This is a genomic window from Desulfovibrio fairfieldensis (genome assembly GCF_001553605.1).
Taxonomy (GTDB): domain Bacteria; phylum Desulfobacterota; class Desulfovibrionia; order Desulfovibrionales; family Desulfovibrionaceae; genus Desulfovibrio; species Desulfovibrio fairfieldensis.
Genome location: NZ_CP014229.1, coordinates 1,527,950 through 1,550,029 on the forward strand (window position 1 = coordinate 1,527,950; position 22,080 = coordinate 1,550,029).

Annotated in this window: 14 protein-coding genes; 5 read left to right on the forward strand and 9 right to left on the reverse strand. The window is 61.0% G+C overall.

Annotation, left to right across the window (positions count from 1 at the left end; all coding sequences use genetic code 11):
- Positions 1–198: 198 nt before the first annotated feature.
- The 3 genes from AXF13_RS06500 to AXF13_RS06510 form a co-directional block, all read right to left on the reverse strand.
- On the reverse strand, positions 199–3,774 hold the full coding sequence (locus tag AXF13_RS06500; RefSeq protein ID WP_062252102.1) for a PEP/pyruvate-binding domain-containing protein: 3,576 nt from the start codon (positions 3,772–3,774) through the stop codon (positions 199–201).
- 79 nt (positions 3,775–3,853) lie between these two features.
- Complete coding sequence (locus tag AXF13_RS06505; RefSeq protein ID WP_062252103.1) at positions 3,854–7,555, reverse strand: pyruvate carboxylase; 3,702 nt, start codon at positions 7,553–7,555, stop codon at positions 3,854–3,856.
- A gap of 14 nt (positions 7,556–7,569) precedes the next feature.
- Positions 7,570–8,394 (reverse strand): biotin--[acetyl-CoA-carboxylase] ligase, encoded by an 825-nt coding sequence (locus AXF13_RS06510; protein ID WP_062252104.1) that lies wholly within the window; start codon positions 8,392–8,394, stop codon positions 7,570–7,572.
- Between AXF13_RS06510 and AXF13_RS06515 the strand changes: the two genes are divergently transcribed.
- Positions 8,393–9,514, forward strand: a complete 1,122-nt coding sequence (locus tag AXF13_RS06515) for a tRNA nucleotidyltransferase/poly(A) polymerase-related protein (RefSeq protein WP_062252105.1) — start codon at positions 8,393–8,395, stop codon at positions 9,512–9,514. The two genes, AXF13_RS06510 and AXF13_RS06515, sit on opposite strands and share 2 nt — an antisense overlap.
- 317 nt (positions 9,515–9,831) lie before the next feature.
- Here the strand turns inward: AXF13_RS06515 and ybeY are convergent, their stop codons facing one another.
- From ybeY to AXF13_RS06530, 3 genes are read right to left on the reverse strand one after another with little or no spacing between them, the layout of a single operon-like run.
- Positions 9,832–10,305 (reverse strand): rRNA maturation RNase YbeY, encoded by a 474-nt coding sequence (gene ybeY, locus AXF13_RS06520; protein ID WP_009301559.1) that lies wholly within the window; start codon positions 10,303–10,305, stop codon positions 9,832–9,834.
- 4 nt (positions 10,306–10,309) lie between these two features.
- A complete protein-coding gene (locus AXF13_RS06525; protein ID WP_062252106.1) occupies positions 10,310–12,709 on the reverse strand; it encodes an HD family phosphohydrolase in 2,400 nt (799 codons plus the stop codon).
- A complete protein-coding gene (locus tag AXF13_RS06530) occupies positions 12,675–13,673 on the reverse strand; it encodes a PhoH family protein (RefSeq protein WP_062252107.1) in 999 nt (332 codons plus the stop codon). The genes AXF13_RS06525 and AXF13_RS06530 overlap by 35 nt, the downstream gene beginning before the upstream one ends.
- Before the next feature lie 166 nt (positions 13,674–13,839).
- Here AXF13_RS06530 and AXF13_RS06535 point away from each other — a divergent pair, with 166 nt between their 5' ends.
- A complete protein-coding gene (locus AXF13_RS06535; protein WP_062252108.1) occupies positions 13,840–15,069 on the forward strand; it encodes a hypothetical protein in 1,230 nt (409 codons plus the stop codon).
- Positions 15,070–15,267: 198 nt separating this feature from the next.
- On the opposite strand, the gene gatB is transcribed toward AXF13_RS06535, so the two are convergent.
- The 3 genes from gatB to AXF13_RS06550 form a co-directional block, all read right to left on the reverse strand.
- Positions 15,268–16,704 carry an Asp-tRNA(Asn)/Glu-tRNA(Gln) amidotransferase subunit GatB gene (gene gatB, locus AXF13_RS06540; RefSeq protein ID WP_062252109.1) on the reverse strand — a complete coding sequence of 479 codons (1,437 nt, stop codon included), beginning with the start codon at positions 16,702–16,704 and terminating at the stop codon, positions 15,268–15,270.
- Positions 16,705–16,766: 62 nt separating this feature from the next.
- The gene (locus AXF13_RS06545) at positions 16,767–18,518 is read right to left on the reverse strand and encodes an ARMT1-like domain-containing protein (protein WP_062252110.1); all 1,752 of its coding nucleotides are present in this window, start codon (positions 18,516–18,518) and stop codon (positions 16,767–16,769) included.
- Positions 18,515–19,381, reverse strand: coding sequence for an NAD(+)/NADH kinase (locus AXF13_RS06550; RefSeq protein ID WP_062252111.1), 867 nt, complete (start codon positions 19,379–19,381; stop codon positions 18,515–18,517). Before AXF13_RS06550 ends, AXF13_RS06545 begins: the two co-directional genes overlap by 4 nt.
- A gap of 672 nt (positions 19,382–20,053) precedes the next feature.
- Here AXF13_RS06550 and AXF13_RS06555 point away from each other — a divergent pair.
- The 3 genes from AXF13_RS06555 to hemC all read left to right on the forward strand — a co-directional run bounded on the left by AXF13_RS06555 (position 20,054) and on the right by hemC (position 22,078).
- A complete protein-coding gene (locus AXF13_RS06555) occupies positions 20,054–20,686 on the forward strand; it encodes a D-sedoheptulose 7-phosphate isomerase (RefSeq protein WP_062252112.1) in 633 nt (210 codons plus the stop codon).
- Positions 20,687–20,688: 2 nt separating this feature from the next.
- The gene (locus AXF13_RS06560) at positions 20,689–20,925 is read left to right on the forward strand and encodes an FmdB family zinc ribbon protein (protein ID WP_009301556.1); all 237 of its coding nucleotides are present in this window, start codon (positions 20,689–20,691) and stop codon (positions 20,923–20,925) included.
- 220 nt (positions 20,926–21,145) lie between these two features.
- Positions 21,146–22,078, forward strand: coding sequence for a hydroxymethylbilane synthase (gene hemC, locus AXF13_RS06565; protein ID WP_062252113.1), 933 nt, complete (start codon positions 21,146–21,148; stop codon positions 22,076–22,078).
- The last annotated feature ends 2 nt before the right edge of the window (positions 22,079–22,080 follow it).

A 22,080-nucleotide genomic window follows, 5' to 3' on the forward strand; every position in this document is an offset into this window, starting at 1 on the left:
CGGCAGCAGAAATTCGAGCCGCTCGCACATAGCGTGTGAGCAATTCACATTTGAAATGGTGAATTGCCTTGGTGGTGCAGTGCTTTCATAATCACCACAGGCAACAATCTTCCCCCCCCAAAAAAAAAGAGGCCCGGATCCCGTAGGACCCTGGCCACTTTCAGTATATTCCGTTTTTTAGAGTAGATTAACTAAAAGCTAGGCATTCAGCTCGCGGGAGATCTCCAACGCCTTGGCCTGCTCATCGAAGTTCTCAAAACCAGACTGATGCAGGGCATCCAGCACGGTATCGTCCCAATTCCAGGTGGCGTAGATCACCGGCTTGTGGAAGGTGGAACGGAAGCTCTGCAACTCGGCGCGGTAGAAGCCTTCCTTGGGCGTGTCCAGATGCTCGCGCAACTGTTCATGCCGCCGCTGCAGCTCGCCTTCGTACCATTCCTGAATGTCCTGCGGTTCCGTGTATTTCTTGAGAATATGCCCGTAACCGGCGGTTTCCATAAGCTCCGCCAGCCGCTTATGGTGCTGCTGTCCAAGCCATTTGCCGAGCTGGGAAGTGGGGATGTTTTCCTTTTCCACAGCCGCGATGTCAAAGACGGTCTGGTAATAGGTGTCCGGCACCACCGAGGCCGAGGTAATCCCGGCAATAGCCACCAAGCCGCGCAGAATGACGCTGTTGGAAACGCCCTGACCGCAGAAGCCCACCTTCTTGCCGTACTTCTGGCCGGTAAAGATGCTGACCAGGATGGCCCAGACCACCGCCGGGTCCTCTTCATCATAAATATGGGCAAGGCGCGCGTTGTCACGGTCCGTGGCCAGCACCATCTGGGTCATGTCGTTGGAGCCGATGGAGAAGCCGTCAAACTCGCTGACGAACTGCTTCGCCAGAATGGCGTTGGAGGGCAGTTCGGACATGAGGATGATCTTCAGGCCGTCGTGGCCGCTCTTGAGCTTGTGCACCTGGTCCAGATAGCAGCGCATGGAGCGGGCTTCCTCAAGGGTACGCACAAAGGGCAGCATCATACGCAGATTGCTGCCGCCGTAAACGCCGCGCGCCAACTTGAAGGCCTCTATTTCCCAGTCATGGATATTCCGCGAAACGCCACGATAACCCAGCATGGGATTGGCTTCCTGATGCTCGAAAAGATTGCCGCCCAGAAGGTTGCGGTATTCGTTGCTCTTGAAGTCCGTGGTGCGGTAGGTAATGGGTTTGCCGTAGAAGGCCATGGCAAAAAGGGCCAGATTCTGGGCCAGGGTCTGGACATAGTGCTCCTTGCCGGTGCGGAAACCGCGCGCCTTGATAAGGCCGCGGATTTTTTCCGGCAGGTTGCGCACATCGTCCATTTCCTTTTTAAGCCCGGTACGCAGGCCAATCTCCTCGCGCAGATGGAGGATGTTTTCCAGCAGCTTGACCACAGCGGGCAGATCCTGAATCCGCTGCACATGCGCTTCCACGCTGGCTTCGATTTCCGCAGCGCGCTTGGCCGATTCCGAATCAGCGGACGGCAGCAGGGCCAGCTCGTCGTCGTAGCCCATGATGATCCGCACATGATCCGCCAGATCGGGCGAAGTCTTCAGCACCTCGATACGGCGCGAGGCCATCTCCATGTGCTGGTCAATCTTGTGGTCCAACTCGCGCATTTTGCGATGCTGCAGCAGGACTTCCTCGGCGCTCAGGCTCTTGTCGGCATCGGCCAGAGCGCTGACCTCAGCGGACAGGCCGGTGATTTCACCCACGTATTCGCGCAGATTGAAATTAAAGACAATCAGACCGGCGGCCATCTGCTCGCGCAACACCTTGGAAAGACGATTCTCCAGCTCCTTGACCTTGGCCTGGACAACTCCGTCCAGTTCGCCGTTGTCAAAGGCCTCCAGCGCCTGGGGATGGATGCTGATGTTGCCCAGCATGAATTCCGCCCGCAACAGACCCACTTCAAACTGGGGATGGTTACGCAGACGCGAAAGGAAGAGCGCCTGACCCACATCGGCCAGCACCAAGCCCACTTTGGTCTTTGTAGGCGGCAGTTTCGCCACATCCATTTCGCCGCCCACCTGATGCAGGGGCAGCAAGCCGCGGTAGACCCGCCCTCGCGTACCGTCTACGGTCACTTCCGCGCCGTCCAGGGCGCGCAGCACGTCCACCCGCTGAATGCCGATGACCGCCGCTATGCCCAGTTCGCGCGACGTGATGGCGGCATGGCTGGTGTCGCCGCCCACGTCCGCCATGATGGCGGAGGCCACGCGCATACCCGGCACCATGTCCGGATCTGTGCGTTCAGCGGCCAGCACGTCGCCCTTGGCAATCTTATTCAGCTCAAGGGCGGAGCGCAGAAAACGCACCGTGCCCTGACCCGCCCCGCGTGAAGCGCCGTTGCCCTCCACCAGAATTTCCGCTTCGGCCGCAGCCTTGGCGTCCACCTCGCGGCGACGCATGAAAATGGTGGTGGGATGCAGTTCCAGATCTTCGTTCCAGCGGGTTTCAGGCCGGGCCTGCACGAACCAGAGCTTGTCGTTGGCGTCGATACAGAATTCCGTATCCATAATCATGCCGCCGTAGGCCTTGCTCACGGCGCGCACGCCCTTGGCAACCCGTTCAGCCTGGCTCAGAGACAAAGCCCAGCGCAGGGCTTCCAGCTCGGGCACGGGCACTTCGCGCGTGCCGCCCTTTTCGTCATAGACGATTTTCATATCCTTGCAGCCCATCTGGCGGATAACCACCTCGCTGCCGTCGTCGCGCTGGAAGACATAGAGCTTGTCAGGCGTCACCTTGCCGCCCACCACGGCCTCGCCGAGGCCATAGCTGGCGTCGATGCTCACCAGATCCTTGCGATCCGTGCCCCGGCAGCCTGTGGCCGTATCGGCGGAAAAGGCCGTGCCGGAAATCACGGGATTGATCATCTGCATCATGCAGACGGAGAGAGACGTATGTTCAATGGCCCATTCCTGTTTTGCCATTTCGGCAATGGATTCGTCGCCGGTTTCTTCGGCACGGGCCAGAGCGTCCAGGATGGCTTCTCGCCGGTAGGTCATGGAGCGCAGATTGTAAGCAGAGGAACAGTCCCAGTGATAGGCTTCCACCACCTTATCCGCACCTACCATGTTCAGATAAGTATCTTGCAGACCGGCAAAAGCTTTTTTGCGCGAATCTTCGCCGGCGGCGGAAGAACGCACGGCCACAGGGGTCATGTCGTCGCCGTTTTCCTCACAGATGGCTTTGTAGGCCCCGCGCACGGCCTCATCCACTTCAGCGGGCATATCCACGGAAAGAATGGCGGCCTGCACCATCACCGAGCGCTTGCGCAGCTGGTCGATACCCTCAGGAGATGTGGCAAAACCTTCCACAATATTATTAATAAAAGTTCGCAATTTTGTATGCGACTGCTCTCCCTCGGCCTTGGCGGCGTCATGGCTCTGCTTGCCCAACTGGCGTACAAATTTTTGCAGGAAATCGGGATCCTGATTTATTTCCGGATCGTTCCAGTCAATGCGACCATACTCTTTATCCACCACAGAGCGCACTACACGGCCATTGACCTTGGTTTCATCCAGCAGACGATGAAAGGCCAGCGAAGAAACCGCACGAAAATGCGGCGCCTGAATACCCTCAATCTGGCTGATCAGGGCCGTATTATAGTTCTTGCCGCCGACAAGCAATTCCGCCTCGGGCCCGAGCTTCACGATGTCCGCGCCGGTCAGCACTAGCTTCTTCTGAATCAATTCGGCAGAATTGGTTTTGGGCTTGGCCTGCGCTGTTTTAGCGGCGGGACTTTTAGCCATGATTTCCTCCGGTATGACGGGAAAGAAAAAGCGCTCTTCTATGCGACATATACCAGTAATGCAAAACTGTCCATAGCTTCTAACCCACGCGAGAACCGCAGTAGGGACAGAATGCCGCGTTTTCCATGGGAATGGGCTGTCCGCAGGCTTCATTGCTGCACATGCGCGGCACCGGCCCGAGTTCCACGATCAGTTCCCCTTCGCGCACAGAAACCATCTGCTTGCTTTCCTTGAAGTCGGCGGTCTTGAGCACGCGTTTGACGATGCCGTCCACCGGGGCCAGCACAGCCTTTTCCTGCTTCATGATCGAGACATTGAAGAGTTCTTCGCCGGCCTTTACCACCTCGCCGGGATGGACGTACATGACCCACAGGTCGCCGTTGCTGGGCGCGGCCACATGGTATCGGTTGGAGGGATCGGCCATCAGCGTGCCCTTGCCCTTCTGGGCGGAGGGCTGGCTGACCTGCACTTCGCAGCTCATGAATTCCGAATCCAGCACGTAGCGGCAGATGGAAATGCCCGCTTCGTTGGGACGGGAAATGCTCAGCAGAGCCAGATGGTGCGGCTTGCCGCTGGTATCGTTGAAATAGAGATCCTGTCCCACTTTCAGCCCTTCGAACCAGACATGCAGCGGCAGATTGTTGGGATCGCCGAACTTGGCCTTGAACTGGACTGTTTTCAGAGCGTCGGCCGGATGGTTGAGGTAGAGCACAAACTCTTCTTCATTGGGCCGCCGCTTGAGAATTTCGGTGCAGGCCTTTTCCTCCGCGGCCAGATTGGCGTCCGGCAGCGTTTCCAGAGGCGAGTTTTCGGTGCGCCTGGCAATGGCGGACTTCCAATCGGAACCAAAGGCGCTTTCATATACCCAGTCCGCCGGGAACCCCAGAGGCAGTTTACCGAATTTGCCCAGCAGCAGATTGCGGAAGGCGTCGTTGCAGTCCTGGTAGATAGAAAGCCGGGCCTTGTGCATTTCCGGCGAGAGTTCCGCCTCGGGGGTGCGGGTCACTTCGCCCAGCACTTCGAGAAGAAAGCGCACTTCTTCCTCGCCGCCGCGCTTCCAGGCCCCGGTGACGGCCAGAAAAGCCGTATTCCAGGTGATCTGCGAACCGGGCGTCACATCATGGTAGCGCACGATCTGGCGGGTGCCTTCCAGGAATTTGAGCATATAGGGCAGCAGATGGATGTAGCCCTGCTTCATGGCCCCTTCCTGCGAGGAGGATGTGGCCCCGCCGGGCATGCCGTGCAGGGTGACGTCATAGTCGATGCCCTGGAAATAGGGCGCGCAGTAACGGTCATAGTAGGGCATGATCTGCTTGCAGACGAAGTTGGCGTCGCGGAGGGCATTTTTGTTCAAGTGGCACTGGAGGCCCAGTTCGTCCTCAAGATATGCCATGGTGGAGAGCACGTCGCCCTGCCCGTAGGAACGCACCGCCGCGCCCAGGCCCACATCAAGGATGTGGGCTCCGGCCTTGGCCGCCGCGCCGCAGGCCGGTACGAAAAGACCGTCCGTGTAATGGCGATGGTAATGCAGAACCAGTTCCGGCCAGGCCTTGCGCAGGGCGCCGACCAAAGCGGTCATGAAGCGCGGCGGGCAGACGCCGCCCATATCCTTGAGCCCCAGGATGATATGGCGTGAAGCCTCCTTGGGGTCCACGCCCATGACGTCGCCCACCATGCGCAGAATTGCTTCGGTGACGTTGAGGTAATGGGCCACGTCAAAACCCTTGGCCCAGGACATGGACAAAGCGGGCTGGAAGATGACGTCCTTGCGGGACATCACCACTTCAGCGATGGGCCGCATGTTTTCAACATGGTTGAGGAAGTCGAAACAGCGCACCACCTGGTAGTAATCGCAGATCATTTCCCCGGTCTTGCGCATCAGGTTGCGCGGCTGGGGCGTATAGCCCAGCACGTTGGTGGAGCGCACCAGCAGCTGCTTGAGCGTCTTGGGGGCGAAGCTGTTCCACTCGCGGGCTTCGGTGAAGGGATAGGTCATATTGGCCATCATGGCCACATGGAAGTGAGCGCCGCCGCCATTCTCAATGGAGAAATAGCCCACATTGTCCAGGTAAGGACCGATGAGCCTGTCCTCGGCCAAGCGGAAGCGGTTGCCGGAATTGGACTGGGTGAAGTCGCGCGGCGTGGTGTCCGTAAAGTGCACGTAGCCGGAATCACGAATGAAATCCAGGGTCGCCAGTCTGTCGCCCTGCGGGTAGGGCGAGGGCTGTCGCCGGGCGGCCGTGCTGATGGTCGGCAGCACCGGCTCGAAGGGGCCGAGACAGGGCGTGGTGGCAGAACGGTATTCCCCGAGCTGCACATAGGGATTGAAGCCCTTGGCCGAAATTTCAGCCACCAGCCGGGCCAGGCGCTCCCCTTCCGGGGCCAGATCCGTATAGAGCATCAGCTCGGGATGGTCGGCGATGAAATTGGTATTGATGTCGCCCTTGCGGAACAAAGGATTCTTGATGACCTTGCGGAAGAAAGGAATCGTGGTCTTGATGCCGCCGATGACGTATTCGCCCAGAGCGCGGTCCATGATGCCCAGGGTCTTTTCCCAGTCATGGGCGTAGGCGATCAGGAGCGCGCCCGCGGAATCATAGTTGGCCGGGAACTCATAGCCAGCACTGATATTGGAGTCCAGGCGCACACCCAGGCCGCCGGGCGAAACATAACGCGAGATCAGGCCGGAGTTGGGCGCGAAGTTGTCCTGCGGATTTTCGCAATTGATACGCACCTGCATGGCGCAGTAGGAAGGCCGCAGGTTTTCCTCGCGGTAGCGCAGCTCGGCGCCGAAAGCCACGGCGATCTGCTCTTCCACCAAGTCGATGCCGTAGCGGCACTCGGTGATGCCGTGTTCCACCTGCAGACGGGTATTCACTTCAATCAGATACGGCGTACCCTCGGCCGTAACCAGAAATTCCACCGTGGCCAGAGAATGGTATCCCACGGCGCGCACCAGGCGGCGGGAATAATCCTTGAGGCGCTCACGCAGCTCGCGGGTTACACCCGGCCAGGGCGAAGGCGTGATTTCGATCAGCTTCTGATGGTTGCGCTGCACGGTGCAGTCGCGTTCATCAAAGGCGAAGACATTGCCGTACATGTCGGCGATGACCTGGATTTCAATGTGGCGCACGCCGCTCAGAAATTTTTCCACAAAAAGACGCGGGTTGCCGAACGAGGCCTGGGCCATGGAAGAGGCCTTGAAAAAGGCGTCTTCCAGCTCGGCTTCGTTATGAATGGCGAAAATGCCCCGGCCGCCGCCGCCGCCCTCGGCCTTGAGCATGATGGGCAGGCCAATCTCGCTGATCAGACGGCGGGCCGTGGAAATATCCACCGCTCCGTCGGAACCGGGCACCACGGGAATGCCCAGTTTACGGGCCACCTCGCGCGCCTGGACCTTGTTGCCCAAGAGGTTCATGGCCTCGGCCGTGGCGCCGATAAAGGTAATACCGGCTTCCTTGCAGCGTTGAGGAAAGCGCGTGTCCTCGGAGGCGAAGCCCCAGCCGGGATGGATGCCCACCACGCCGCGCTGCTTGGCCATGTCGATGATTCTGTCGATGTCCAGATACGCGCGCGGCTCGCTGCCCAGCAGCACCAACTCCTGGGCCGTGGAGGCGGCAGGAGCGGTCTTGTCCACGTCTGTGGCGGTCATGGCCGCCACCGCGTCAAAGCGCTCCCGGATGGAACGGCAAATGCGCCGGGCCGGAATGCCCCGGTTCGCCACCAGAATGACCTTGCCCTTCAGAAAATCCTGCACTTCCGCGAATGTCTTGTTGGCCATGCCTTTTCAGCCCTTTATGATAATCTTTCGGAAAGCCGGAGGCTTCCGCTTAACCATTCCTCACAGCGGCCGTTGCGCAACAGGCGCAGCCCCCCCGCCGGGGTCAGACCTTCCAGTCTGCCGCGGACGCTACGACCTCCGTCGATCAGCTCCACGTCCCTGCCGCGCCAGAGCAGCAATTGTTCAGCCCGTGTTTTCCACTGCTCGGAAAGAGAGTGGCCGTTGTTATATGCCGAATGCACATGCTTTACAAGCCGCTGCCACAGTTCTTCGGCCAGAGGCGCTGGACGTCCCGGAACAGGGTGCCGGTCCAAGCTGGCGGCGCGCAGGGCCGCGTCGGCTCGCAACGCATTGTCGGGCGGCGCAAAGGACACATTGACGCCGATGCCGGCCAGCAGCACGCCGCCCCGCTCTTCCAACAGAATGCCAGCCAGCTTGCGGGGGCCTTCAGGCAGGGAGAGCACCAAGTCATTAGGCCATTTGAGCAGCACGGGCCAGCCTTCGGCGCGCAGGGCGCAGGCCAGCAGCAGGCCCGTGGCCGGGGCCGCGGCCGTGCCGTCAAAGGGCGGCAGCGAGGGCAGACGCAGGGCGGCATAGATATTGCCCGGCGGCGATACCCAGTGCCGCCGCAACTGCCCGCGTCCCGACGTCTGGCTGACGGCTTGGACGCTGTCCCAGACGTCCAGCCACCCGCGCCCGGACAACAAAAAAGCCACGTCCAGGCTGGACGAGACCTCGCCGAAACGCCAGACAAAAGGCGGTCGGACAGAGCCGCCGCCGTTCGCGGCGGGCACGGAGGCGCTTTCCCCGCGCTCCGGGCTGTGGCATACTGAACTCATGGAACTTTACCTCGTGGGCGGGGCCGTGCGCGACCTCTTGCTGGGCCGCGTGCCCGTTGAGCTGGATTTCGCTTTTTCCGGCGACATGGCCGATTTTCTGGCCGCCCATCCCGACGCCCGGCCGGTGGGCAAAAGCGTGCGTGTCTGCCTCTGGCGCGGCCGGGAATGCATGCCCCTGCGCGGCGGCAGCCTGGAAGCGGACCTTCTGGCCAGGGATCTCACCGTCAATGCCATGGCTCTGGACAGCCGCGGCCTGTTGCGCTTCCATCCCGAGGCCCTGGCCGATCTGCGCGCCCGCCGCCTGCGGCCCGCCTCGTCCACGGCCCTGGCCGACGACCCGGCGCGGGTCTTCCGTCTGGCCCGCTTCGCGGCCCAGTGGCCGGACTGGCAAGTGGACGACGCTGCCTACGGACAGATGCGCGCCCTGCCCGCCGCCACTCTGGCGGCCATCCCGGCGGAACGGGTCTGCCGCGAACTGCGCAAAGCCTTGGCCGCGCCCGCACCCGCGCGTTTTTTTGAAATCCTGGCAAAGGGAAACGCGCTGTCTCCCTGGTTCACGGAGCTGGAGGCCGCCCGCGATATTCCGGCCGGACCGGCGCGCTGGCATAAAAATTCCGTCCTGGGCCATACGCTGCGGATCATGAATCTCACCGCAGGCGACGCCCTGGCCGCCTGGATGGCGATGTGCCATGACCTGGGCAAAGTCAGCACGGACCCGTCCCTGCTCCCGCACCATTACGGCCACGAGCGACGCGGCGTCGCTCCGGCACTGGCCCTGGCCGAGCGTCTGCGCCTGCCCGTGCTTTTTCGCAAGGCGGGCGCGCTGGCCGCCGCCGAGCACATGAAAGCCGGGATGTTCCCGACCCTGCGTCCCGGCACCCGGCGCGACCTGCTCTGGCGCGTGCATCAGGCCGGTCTGAGCGCGCCGTTCTGGCGGCTGGCCGACGCGGACAGCAACAGCCGCGTCAGCATTGAAGCACGCCGACAGTTGGCCGCCCTGCTGGCCGTCAGCCTGCCGCCGGATTGGCGAAACAAAGGCGAACAGTCCGCGCGCAAGCTGCGCGAACTGCACTGCCGGGCTCTGGCGGAACTGCCCGCTGACCCCGCTTCAACGCACTGATGCCTTAGAGCGTTTTGATATTGAAAATATCTCAACGCGTTAGAGCATTTCAACTTTGAAATGCTCTAACGCCGAACACGATGAGGCGCACCGCGAAGACCGACCCGACGGGCGGCCCGTAGGGCCGTGCCTGTAACCCAAAGGGCGTACAGGCATCAAGAGCAATGCGGCGTGGATTCCGGAAAAGCGACCGAAGGCAGCCCGAAGGGCTGTCCCCGTTGGCGACAACGGAACCATACGGGGATCGACAGCAGCGATAACCGCTTTTTTCTGGAATGCCCCCTTTGAAACGCAAAGCGTTTCAAAGGTAATCTGCTCTAGACGCGCAGAGCCTGCCGCGCGGCATCAAAACAGGCCGCGCACACCCGGTCCATGGCCGGGCCGTGGTCCAAACCCGCCAGGTGGCCCATGCCGTGGGCCAGCAGCCGCAAGGCGTGCTCCGCCGGCTCCTGTCCGTAAAGCAGGCATTCCCGCGCCAGCGTATCCAGAGAAAGCAGCAATATGCCCGGCAGGTCCTCGCCGCCGGGAAAAGAAAGCACATTGGTGGGCCCCATGCAGTTCATGAAACGCCGGTTGGCCGCGCTGACGGCCGCGTCGTCCAACAGATGCAGCTCCACGCTGTCAGGCGCGCCGCTTTCGGCATCGGCCAGGGCGCGCAACATGATCCGCAGGGCCAAAGCCAGCTCGCGGCGGTTCAGGGGCAACAGCCAGGCATGAGCGGCGTAATGGGGCAGTATCCGCACCCGCTCCGCGCATCGCGCGGCTTGCGTATGGACTTTCGCCAGGGCCATGGCCTCAATTTCCGCTGCCGGACTGCGGCTCGGTCGCCGGGGTTCCCGGGCGGCCGGTCTCGTTTTTGCGCGTCTTGGCAGCGGGCAGACCAAGGGGTTCCCCGCCGGGGCGAGCAAGCGGCGCGCCGTTTTTGCCGCAGGGCTGGGTCTTGCCGTCGCAAGGCTTGGCCTCCGTCCTGCTCTTGTCGGCCTGAGTCACGTCCTTGATCTTGGCTTCCGGATAGGCGATGCGCTGATGGAAAATACCCGTCAGGATACGCTGAAAGTTTTCGCTCAGGAAATGCAGATCCTTAAAGGTCAATTCGGATTCGTCCAACTGCCCTTCCGAAAAAATGCCCTTGATAATAGTGTCGATATGGCTTTTGATCCGCGCGGGCGTGGGATCGGTCAGGGTACGGCTGCTGGCCTCCACGGAATCCGCCAGCATCAGGATGGCCGCTTCCTTGGTCTGCGGACGCGGGCCGGGATAGCTGTAATCCGACTCGCGCGGCTTTTCGCCCAGGTTCAGAGCCTTCTGATAGAAGAAACGGACCAGACGCGTGCCGTGGTGCTGGCGGATGATGTCCGTGATTTCCTGGCCCAACTTATAGCGCTCGGCCAGCTCCGTGCCTTTTTTGACGTGCGAGAGCAGAATCAGGGCGCTCATGGACGGGGCCAGCTTGTCATGCTTGTTGGGGCCGCCGAACTGATTCTCGATGAAATATTCCGGATAGGAGAGCTTGCCCACATCGTGATACAGGGCCGCCACCTTGCAGAGCAGGCTGTTGGCGCCGATAGCCTTGGCCCCGGCCTCCACCATGTTGGCCACCACCAAGGAGTGATGGTAGGTGCCGGGAATGGTGACCATCAGTTCCTGCATCAGGGGCTGTTCCAGGCTCATCAGCTCCATAAGGCGGAAGCGCGTGCTGTAGCCGAAGGTCAGCTCCAGCACCGGGCTCACGGCGAAAAGCAGAATCAGGGAAAGCAGGCTGTTGATAGCCACGGCGGTCAACTGCACGGGGATTTCCGCCGGAGGCGTCTGGGCCAGCAGCGTCGTGCCGAACCAGATCAAAATCTGGCCCACGGTCAGGGGAATCACGCTCCAGACCACATCCTGGCGGCTCTGCGCGCTGGTCACCAGCCAGGTCGCCAGCATGCCGCCCAGAAAATAGTAAATGAAGAGCGGATAGTCCGCCTGAAACATGAGCATGCAGAGGAGAGAAAGCAACAGGCCCATGGTACAGTAGCGCCGGGCCGCGAACACCATAGCTACCAGACCCACGGCCCCGGCCACGGGAAAAGCTGCGGCAAAGGAATTGAGCAGACTTACGCTGTCCATGCGCAGACCCAGCAGATAGACGCTCTTGGCGCCCACGCCGAACAGGAAGAGCAAAAGGGCGATGAGCAGCATGTCCTTGCAGCGCAACGGCGTGCCGGGCTTGCCGCTGGGGGCCACAAAAAAGCCCACGGAAAGCAGTAGAGTGCAGAGAAACGCGCCGCCCGCCGTGCTCCAGCGCATGGGATCAGAGGCGGATTTGTACAGGGTCTGCAATTTGATCTGCTGCTCGCGGCTCACGCGCTCGCCCTTGCGCAGCACCAGCTCACCCTTCTGGATCTGATAATAAACCGGCTCCACCGTCGCCACCACGGCCGCGCCGCGTTTCTGGGTAGCCTCGCGGTTCAGGGTCAGGGAAGCGGGCAAGGTGGCTGAGAGCAAAATATTGATGGCCCGGCGGGACTGCGGATTAAGGCTGGGAGCCTGCCGGATCTGCGAGGATATCTCGGCCAGGAAGGATTGCACGTCCGGCAGGGAGTTGACGTCCGGGCGCAAAATTTCCGCATTGGTGTCAAGATTACGGATGATCACGCCGGAGCGTCCCACCCGCGCCGAGCGGATGTCGCCCACCAAGCCTTCGGCCATGTGCTCGCGGATTTGAGGCAGCAGTTTTTTGAGCAGATAGGTCTGCACTTCGGGCAGGGCCAGTTCCGGCAGCACTTCGTCGGCCACGGCGGGAGTCAGCTCTTCCACCAGGCGCTGCAAGGGGGCGTCGGGCACGGGCCTCTGCTCGCCCGCATTGTTCAGGCTGCGCAGGATTTCCAGAACCCGGCTCTGAAACTGGGTATAGGGCTCAAGGCTCAGGTCATAGACCGGAGGTTGCAGCAAGAGCACCTGTTTGCGGCGGGCCTTGGTAGCCTGGGTGTCCTCCACCAAAATATCCCGGTCCGCGATGACGTCGTTTTCCGCCACCTGACCGGCCACGTAAATCCGCTGCACGGCCTCGAAATTGGCCCCGGCCAGCAGGGCCAGAAAAAGCAGCGTGCCGATCAGCGCCCACAGGCCCCAACCGCAGTGATGCCGCACTTTCAGCGTTTGGATAAGCGCCAGGATGCTAGCCGGACGCACCGTCTTTTTCTGCGTGGTCATAAGCGCTGACAATGGCTCCTACAAGGGGGTGACGCACGACGTCGGCCTTGCTGAAACGATGAACGGCAAGGCCGGGCACGTTATGCAGGACGTTCAGGGCATGGATCAGGCCCGAGCGCGGCCGGGCGCCGCCGGGCTGCATGGGCAGGTCGATCTGGGTGGTGTCGCCGGTGACCACCATGCGCGAGCCGAAGCCCATGCGGGTCAGGAACATCTTCATCTGCTCCTGGGTGGTGTTCTGGGCCTCGTCCAGAATGATGAAGGCGTCGTTGAGGGTACGCCCGCGCATAAAAGCCAAGGGGGCCACTTCAATAGAGCCCACTTCCAGCATGGAGGCCACCTTGGCCTGGGGCATCATGTCGTGCAGGGCGTCATACAGGGGCCGCAGATACGGGTTCACCTTATCGGCCAGGTCGCCGGGCAGGAAGCCCAGGCGTTCGCCCGCCTCCACAGCCGGCCTGGTCAACACGATACGTTTGACCCGGTGCTGCTGAAACATGGACAGGGCCATGGCCACGGCCAGATAGGTCTTGCCTGTGCCCGCGGGCCCCACGGCGAAAACCAACTCATGCCGCCGCAAAAGTTCCAGATAGGTCTTTTGCGCCACATTGCGCGCGGTGACGGTTTTGCGCGGCGTATTCACAAAGACGGCGTCACGGAAGACCTGGCCGAGGTTCAAGCCGGGATCGGCCCTGAGCATCTCGTAGGCACGGGCCATGTCCTGTTGGCTCAGCGCAAGGCCGCCGCGCAGAAGATCGTAGAGCTGCACAAAGACATTGCACAGGCTCTGCCGCACGTCCGGATCCGGGCTCTCAATAAAGATGCTGGCCCCGCGATTGCCGATATGCGCGCCGCTGGCTGCCGCCAAGAGGTCGAGATGCGCATTGTGGGGACCGAAAAGCTGGTTGGCTAGGGCGGGGTCGTCAAACTCCACTGTCTCCAGCATGGAGGAATGTACTGCCATAGGCCATATCTAGCCTATTTCAGCGGGACTGTCCATCTTTTCAAACGACAGGCCCGGTCGGCGGCATGCCTGGAAGCCGACCCGCATCGTTCCTGGCCCGATATTTGCAAAATTGTCTGCGGCAGGCCCGCGCGCCGGGCACAGGCAAAATCTGCCGGGAGGAACCATGAGCATATCAGGCATCGGCAACTATAACAACATTCTGCTCCAGTGGCAGGGCCAGCAATTGAAGAGCACGGGCTCGGGCAGCTCCAAGAGCTCCTCCGCCAACAGCCTGAACAGCCTCTTCGGCAACACGTCCATGACCAACCAGCTTTCCAGCATGGTGGAGCTGACCAAATATGCCATGGATGCCATGGGGCTTTCCAGCGACAGCCGGGTGACCTTCAACCAGATCACCAAATACCGCGAACAGTTGCAGAACGAGTTCAGCGCAAGCGTTAAAAACGGCTTGGCCGGGATAGGCATTGATGACATCAACGGCCTGAGTTTCAGCCTGGATAAAAACGGCAAGCTGACCGCCGCGAGCGACGACGCCTCGGACAGAAAGGCCGCGCAGGCCTGGCTGGACGCCAATCCCGCCTTGGGCAAGGATCTGCGCAAAGCTCTGACCGATGCCGGCATTGACGCCGAAAGCGCGGTGGATCTGCGCGTCGGTTCCGGCGGCAAGCTCAGTGTGATCAATACTACCGCCGACAATATGCAGTCGGCACTGAACAGCAATGCGGACCTGACCAACGATCTGCGCGCGGCGCTTAAGAAAATGGGCGTGGATATGACCAACGGCCTGAACTTCAAATTAGACGACGAAGGCAATCTGGCTGTCGGCAATGATGTGGAGCAGGCCGAGGCCATCAACCAATGGCTGAAGGAAAATCCCAAACTGGCCGACGCGGTCAAGGCGCAATTGGAAAAACGCGATGTAGACGCCTCGGCCGTGAGTCTGCGCCTGAACAGCGAAGGCCCTGTGCAGATCAGCGTGAATAATGCCGGACTCAATGATATCCAGGCCGTGCTGGACAAGCAGGGCGAGGCGGGCAAAAAACTCCATGACGGCCTGGACAGCCTGGGCGTTGACCCGAACATCAAGTTTTCCATCCAGGTCAATGACGACGGCAGCGTGACCGTCATCAGCGACCATGCCGACCGCGACAAGGTACAGCAGTTTTTTGACGACAACCCCGATCTGATCAAGAAATACCGGCAGATCGAAACCCTGTCCGGCATTGACGACGCCCGCAAAGCCATGCAGGTTTCGCCCACGGCCATGCGCAAACGCATCCAGATCGAATCCATGGCCGCCTGGTGGGCGGATTCGGGCAGCGCCAGTTCCTATTTCGGCAATTACTCGGGCGGTAATCTCTCCCTGCTGTCCGGGTTGAACCTCAATGTTTAGCCTTTTCTCCGACCTCGAAACCAACAGAGCGCCCTGACGAAAAAACGGGCCTGCGGACGACATCGCCGACAGGCCCGAGTCTTTTATTCACTTGAACCCGGTTTTGCCAGAGCATTTAACACGCTACTCACATTTCGCGGCAAGAAGTTGCAGACAAATCCTTGCAGAGCAATTGACGCATTTCATGCGTGAACTGCTCTATTGCAGCTTTTTGTTCAGCAGCTCGTTGACCAGTGCGGGATTGGCCTTGCCCTTGGTGGCGCGCATGATCAGGCCCACAAAGAAGCTGATCAGCTTGGTCTTGCCGCCTTTATAGGCCTCCACTTCCGCCGGGTTGGCGGCAATTACCGCATCCACGGCGGCTTCCAGGGCCGAGGAATCGGAAATCTGTCCCAGGCCCTTTTCCCTGACGTAGGCTTCGGGCATGGCGCCGTTGCTGAACAGGTCGCCGAAGATGTCATTAGCGATCTTCGCGCTGATCAACCCTTGATCCACAATACGCACCAACTCCGCCAGGGCTTCGGGCTTCATGGCCCACCGGGCCGGGTCGCCAGTGGGTACGTTGCGCGCGTTGCATTCGCGCAACAGCGGTCCCAGTACGTAATTGGCCACCTTGCGGGGATCGGCCTTCTGCGCGGCGGCCTCAAAGAAGTCGGCCAAAGCCCGGCTTTGCACCAGCACTTCCACTTCCGCCTCGGGCAGGCCGGTCAGCTCCATGAAACGACCGGCACGGGGCTGAGGCAATTCGGGCAGTTCGGCCCGCCAGCGTTCCAGTTCCGCGGCTTCTATTTCCACGGGCAACAGATCCGGGTCCGGGAAGTAACGATAATCGTGGGCCTCTTCCTTGCTGCGCATGGAGGCGGTAAGATTTTTCACCGCGTCGTACAGGCGCGTTTCCTGCACCACGCTGTCGCCGTCGTCCAGCACATCCTGCTGGCGGGCTATTTCGTATTCAATGGCCCGCTGGACGTTGCGGAAGGAATTGAGATTTTTGAGCTCGGTGCGCGTGCCGAAGGCCGTCGCGCCCACCGGCCGGAGGGAAACATTGGCGTCGCAGCGAAAGCTGCCCTCCTCCATATTGCCGTCGCAGACGCCCAGATAGGTCACGATGCCGTAGAGCGTCTTGAGATAGGCCACGGCTTCGGCGGCGGAACGCATGTCCGGCTCGGAAACGATCTCCACCAGGGGCGTGCCCGCGCGGTTCAGATCCACGTAGCTGGCGTTCTCTCCCTGGGCGTGGATGTTTTTGCCCGCGTCATTTTCCATGTGGATGCGGGTAATGCCGATGCGCTTGCTTTGGCCTTCCGCCACGATATCCAGGTGGCCGTGCTCGCAGATGGGCAGATCAAACTGCGAGATCTGGTAACCCGCGGGCAGATCCGGATAAAAATAGTTTTTACGGGCGAAGATGGAGCGGCGGTTGATGGCGCAATTGGTGGCCAGGCCCACCAGCGCGGCGTAATGCACGGCCTGGCGGTTGGGGACGGGCAGCGCGCCGGGCATGCCCGCGCAGACTTCGCAGACATTGGTGTTGGGCGGCTGGCCGAATCTGGTGGAACAGGAACAGAACAGCTTGGAGGCCGTTGCCAGTTGCACATGCACTTCCAGGCCGATAACGGCTTCATAGGCGGCCATGATCTCAATCCACTCCCTGTCGCGGGGGCTGGAACCCGCATGCTTTGTGTTGCGGCCGAACCTCAACGGCCCGTGGGCCGGCTGATGCTGGCGTCAAAATATTTGCCCACCCCGTACTCGCCCCGGCGGAAAAAGAGCCGGGGCTCAGGCCCGATGATCTGCATTTCGCGATTCTTGGCCTGCATGTCCAGGGCGATGCGCATTTCCTTGGTGCAACCCGTGGAATAGGTGGCGTCCTTACCGGACCAGGACGGCGGCACCTTGCGTCCCAGCAAGGCGAAACTTTCCTCAATGTCCTCCACGGTCTGGAAGCGCCAGACGTCGATGAGGCCGCTGCGCTGCACCCGCTCCCACATGAACATCAGGTCGTCCCCGTCCATGCCTTCCACGAAGTGCTCCGCCGGGTTGATAATCAAAATATTATCCATTTTTTTTCGCAGATTGTCCACAAAGGTCCGCGCCAGGGTCACGGCCACGGACGTCTGGCCGGGAATGCTGCCGATGACGCAGCTGTAGAACATGACCGAGCGGCCTTCACTGTGGGCCGCGCGCATCTCCTTGATAATGGCGTCGGCCTGGGCGGCGATGTCTTCCTCGCTGAATTTGCGCGCCGCGGCCGCGTGCCTGCGCAATTCGATGCGAAAGCCGCTTTCGTCCCGCCAATAGCAGACAATGTCGCGGGTGAATTCATGGCTGCTGCCCAAAAAAATGTCCGCCGCGCGCCAGCCTTTGCACAGCACCACGTCGGCCTCTTTCCAGGCCCGGGAAAAGGTCACGGAGACCCGGTAGAGATTCAGGCGCTCGCGCGTGCCGTCGTCAATAACCACCAGCCGGTGTTCGCGCAGATGCCGCAAAAGGTCATTTTTGCCGAGTTGGGTTTCCCGCAGCACAATGCCGCCGCGCAGCCAGCGCTCCAGCGTGGGATCGCTTTCCATATCGTCCATGGTCGGCGCGAAAAAATAAAAACCGGATTTGACCGCGCAAATGACCCGGTGCCCCATGCGGATCAGGCTTTGCAACATAGCCAGATCAAAAAGGATGCCGCCGTCGGCGTCGCACAAAAAAAGCACGGTTGCCGAGCGCCCGGCGGTGCGCGAAAAATAGCCGCGCAGCGGCGCGGCCGCCTGTTCGGCCTCGCGCATGGCTCTATGGATGCCCTGGGCCGAAGGCAAGCGCTCCTGCCATTCCTTGGCCATGGCCGAAAGGCAGAAAAAGCGGACCAGTTCCAGGCTGTCGAGCAACTGCCGGGTTTCACACATATCGGCGGGCAGTTTGCCGCGCGGCATGGCTTCCAGGTTGTTTCTGATCTCGGGCATATCCAGCATTTCCTGCTGGCGCAATGTGGAAGCGCTGCGGCGTTCCCGCCAGGGATCGCCCAGGCTGTAGCTCTGGGCCAGAACCAGATCTGTCATCCGCTTGACCAGACGCGACGGAATCAGCGTCCGCTGGGCAATATACTGCAAAAAACGGTAGCGGCAGAAATGCAGGATGCGCCGCCGCTCCACGCGGTCCTGCACCATGGAGCGGATCAGGCGCATGATGATGCGCCAGGCGCGGTTATACTGGGCCTGCAGTTTCGGCAACAGATTATCGGCGCGCAGCATGGCGAAAGTGGCATCGGAACAGGGCAGATACACCTGATTGTCGTCCAGCTGGATCATGAACGCCAGTTGTTCCGGGCTCGCGATGATGTCCGGGTTCATCCGGTAGGCCAAGTTGTTGTCCATCAGCATGCTGTAAAGCCAGGCGTCGAAACAGACGTCCCGGCCCAGGCGAATGTCGCGCACGCTGGACGGCTCGCGGGATTTTTTCATGCTTTCTCCGCACCGGCGCCGGAGGCCCGCTCAAGCACAAAACCCCGCGTGCGCAGACGCTCGAAAAAGGAAATTTCATCGCCCATGAAGCGCACGGCCGCGGGCAGCCCGGTGACTTCCACCAGATCGCCGATCTCCAGCCGTTGGCCCTCCTGTCCGTCCACGGTGATGTAGCAATCCGTGGAACCGGCTTCAATGCGCATGCTGAACACGGTCTTGCCCGGAAAGACCATGGGGGAAATAGTATTCAAAAAAGGACAGATGGGCGTGAAAGCCACGGCGTTCATCCCGGAATAGAGCAAGGGGCCGCCGGCGGAAACGCTGTAGCCCGAGCTGCCCACCGGCGTGGAAAGAATTATCCCGTCGCTGCGCAGCAGGCCCATACGCTGTCCGTCCACGGTGATGTTCACGCAGACCAGGCGGGAAAGGGAACCCCGGCTCAAGACCACGTCATTGACGGCGGAGCCGCCGGCCTGCAGGCTGCCGCCGCGCGTGAGCTTCCAGCTCAAGGCCAGACAGGTGCGCACCGCCAGTTCGCCCTTGAGGCAGGCCACCAGCCGCTCTTCCCAGTGCTCGGGCTGGGCGTCGGTCAAAAAACCCACCCGGCCGAAATTGATGCCGAACAGGGGCACAGACCGCCCCACCATGCGACGGGCCACGCCCAGCATGGTGCCGTCGCCGCCGAGCACGACCACGAAATCGAGTTCGACGGCATAGGCGGAATCCTCATGTCCCGCTTCAATCATCACCGCTGTGTGCCCTTGTGCGCGCAACCATTGCAGGATTTCGCAACCGAGCTCCCAGGCGCGTTCGTGGCGGGCCTTGCAGACCAGAAGTACATGCCGGAAGACTGTATTTTGCATAAGCAGGTAATTTACGTTATCAGGGCCGCGACCGCAAGTACGTGTTCCGGGCGCGCTTGTCAGCCGCGCCGCTTTGGCATAAGTATAGGCATCCCGAAATCAAACGGCGTTCGCGCGGCACTCGCCGGGAACTGTTTCAAATTTGTCCTTTCGCCCTCTGCCTGCAACAGGCTCACCCGCGTGAAGGTCAACAATTTGAAGATACTCCCTCTGCCCGAAGCTCGCCTTTCCGGGCAGAGAACAAAAATCCTTATTGGAGCATTTCATGCATGAAATGCGTTAATTGCTCTGCAAGGATTTGCAGACAAAATCCTTGCCGCGACATGCGAGTAGACGGCCCTTGGCCGCCGTAAACGAATATTTCAAGTGTGAATGCTCTAGACACAAGCCCTGGAGCAATTCACGATTGAATGAGTGAATTACTCTAGTGGTCGCGTGAGCGGGCACCCACGCCCAAGTGCAAGGGAGCGACCGGAGGCGGCGCAGCCGTGCCCGTTAGCCCAAAAGGGCTTACGGGCATCGACAGCGGCGATAAACCGCGTTTCAGCATTGCTGTCGGTATCCGTATGGCTCGAAGACTCGCCAACGGCTACCGCTTCCGCAGCACGCGGGCGGCGTACTGTTTGAAATGTGTAACATTTCAAACGCAAAATGCTCTTAAGGATGCGCAGCATGAAAGACTCTGCCTTGGAGATCATAGCCCGCCATGCCCAGGACGGCGCGCGCCTGCGTGAAGAATTTTTCCGCGCGCGGGCTTCCGATCTGCGCGAGGCCGCCTTGCGCGCGGCCCTTTGCTTGGCCGGGGGCGGCAAGATTCTGCTCTGCGGCAACGGCGGCAGCGCGGCCGACGCCCAGCATCTGGCCGCCGAATTCGTGAACCGCTTTCTGATGGACCGCCCAGCCCTGCCGGCACTGGCCTTGAGCACGGATACATCGGCCCTGACCGCCATCGGCAATGATCTGGATTTCAGCCAGATTTTCGCGCGGCAGGTGGAGGCGTTGGGGCGCAAAGGCGATCTGCTGGTGGGCATTTCGACCTCCGGCAACAGCGCCAATGTGCTCGCGGCCCTGCAGACGGCCCGGCGGACCGGGCTGTTCACCGTGGGGCTCACGGGCCAGGGCGGCGGCGGAATGGCCCCGCTCTGCCATATCCTGCTGGAAACGCCCACGCGGCACACGCCGCTCGTTCAGGAGCTGCATATTGCCGCCGGACATCTTTTCTGCCAGCTCACTGATTATTATCTGTTTGAAAATGTTACGGCGCTTACGCCGTATTTCCAATCAGACCAGGAACAGAAGGATTGAGCATGCCCATTTATGAGTACAGCTGCGAAAAATGCGGCCGGGAATTTGAGGAACTGGTTTTTGACGACGCCGCGCCCGTCTGCCCCCACTGCGGCTCGCGTGAAACGCACAAGCTCATGTCCCGTTGCGCCCATTGCACGGGCGGCAGCGACGGCGGCGAGTATGCCGCGCCGTCCTCCGGCGGAGGCGGCGGCTGCGCCGGATGCTCCGGCGGCAATTGCGCCAGTTGCGGGCATTAAACCACGCGCGCGCCGCGCCGGCCAAAACTGACATGGGCATCGCCCTTCACTAGTGTCTAATTTGAAAAATTAGACACACAAAATCCGAAGGATTTTGCGGCGGCGTAGCCGTGAGTCAACGAAAAACCACGCTTTTTCGCTGACGATCCTGCAAAAATTGAGAGCACAAATATGTTCGAAATTTTTGTAATCAGACACTAGGAACAAAGAACAGGAAGCTATGCGCAAGCATCTCGTCATCGCCACCCGCGGCAGCCGTCTGGCTCTCTGGCAGGCCGAACATGTCAAAAGCCGCCTGGAAGCCCAGGATCCGGGGCTCACGGTTTCGCTCAACGTCATCAAAACAAAAGGCGACATCATTCTGGACGTGCCCCTCTCCAAAGTGGGCGGCAAGGGGCTGTTCGTGAAAGAAATTGAGGAAGCCCTGCTGGACGGGCGGGCGGATCTTGCCGTGCACAGCATCAAGGACGTGCCCATGGTCCTTCCGGAAGGACTGATTCTGGGCTGCGTGCCGCAGCGCGAGGCCTGCACCGACTGCTTCCTTTCCGTCCACTATGCCGACCCGGACGCCCTGCCGCAAAAGGCCCATGTGGGCACCAGCAGCCTGCGGCGGCAGGCACAGCTCTTGTCCATGCGGCCGGATCTGCGTATTTCCAGCCTGCGCGGCAATGTGGACACGCGCTTGCGCAAACTGCAGAATGGGGAATACGACGCCATCATCCTGGCCTCCGCCGGACTCAATCGTCTGGGGCTCAGTGCGCCGTACATGGCCCCTTTGGACCCCGAACGCTTTCTGCCCGCCGTGGGCCAGGGCGCGCTGGGCATTGAATGCCGCGAAGACAATTATGATCTGCTCGTCCTGCTGGCGAGCCTGGAAGATCGCGCCACCCGCGTCTGCGTGGATGCCGAGCGCGGCTTTCTGGCCGGACTGGAAGGCGGCTGCCAGGTGCCCATCGCCGGGCATGCCCGCCTTGTGGACGAGGAAACCGTCAGCCTCAAGGGACTGGTGGCCGAAGTGGACGGCAGCCTGATCCTGCGCGGCGAAAAAAACGGCAATGCCGCGGACGCCCGCGCCCTGGGCCTGGAACTGGCCGGGGAACTCCTGAACAAGGGCGGCCGCGCCATTTTGGAAAAACTTTACCAACAACAGTAAGA

What these genes read in the sequence shown, in the direction of transcription:
- AXF13_RS06500 (WP_062252102.1), bottom strand. Translation starts at nt 3,774, where the DNA reads ATGGCTAAAAGTCCCGCCGCTAAAACAGCGCAGGCCAAGCCCAAAACC.
- AXF13_RS06505 (WP_062252103.1), bottom strand. Translation starts at nt 7,555, where the DNA reads ATGGCCAACAAGACATTCGCGGAAGTGCAGGATTTTCTGAAGGGCAAG.
- AXF13_RS06515 (WP_062252105.1), top strand. Translation starts at nt 8,393, where the DNA reads ATGGAACTTTACCTCGTGGGCGGGGCCGTGCGCGACCTCTTGCTGGGC.
- AXF13_RS06510 (WP_062252104.1), bottom strand. Translation starts at nt 8,394, where the DNA reads ATGAGTTCAGTATGCCACAGCCCGGAGCGCGGGGAAAGCGCCTCCGTG.
- ybeY (WP_009301559.1), bottom strand. Translation starts at nt 10,305, where the DNA reads ATGGCCCTGGCGAAAGTCCATACGCAAGCCGCGCGATGCGCGGAGCGG.
- AXF13_RS06525 (WP_062252106.1), bottom strand. Translation starts at nt 12,709, where the DNA reads ATGACCACGCAGAAAAAGACGGTGCGTCCGGCTAGCATCCTGGCGCTT.
- AXF13_RS06530 (WP_062252107.1), bottom strand. Translation starts at nt 13,673, where the DNA reads ATGGCAGTACATTCCTCCATGCTGGAGACAGTGGAGTTTGACGACCCC.
- AXF13_RS06535 (WP_062252108.1), top strand. Translation starts at nt 13,840, where the DNA reads ATGAGCATATCAGGCATCGGCAACTATAACAACATTCTGCTCCAGTGG.
- gatB (WP_062252109.1), bottom strand. Translation starts at nt 16,704, where the DNA reads ATGGCCGCCTATGAAGCCGTTATCGGCCTGGAAGTGCATGTGCAACTG.
- AXF13_RS06545 (WP_062252110.1), bottom strand. Translation starts at nt 18,518, where the DNA reads ATGAAAAAATCCCGCGAGCCGTCCAGCGTGCGCGACATTCGCCTGGGC.
- AXF13_RS06550 (WP_062252111.1), bottom strand. Translation starts at nt 19,381, where the DNA reads ATGCAAAATACAGTCTTCCGGCATGTACTTCTGGTCTGCAAGGCCCGC.
- AXF13_RS06555 (WP_062252112.1), top strand. Translation starts at nt 20,054, where the DNA reads ATGAAAGACTCTGCCTTGGAGATCATAGCCCGCCATGCCCAGGACGGC.
- AXF13_RS06560 (WP_009301556.1), top strand. Translation starts at nt 20,689, where the DNA reads ATGCCCATTTATGAGTACAGCTGCGAAAAATGCGGCCGGGAATTTGAG.
- hemC (WP_062252113.1), top strand. Translation starts at nt 21,146, where the DNA reads ATGCGCAAGCATCTCGTCATCGCCACCCGCGGCAGCCGTCTGGCTCTC.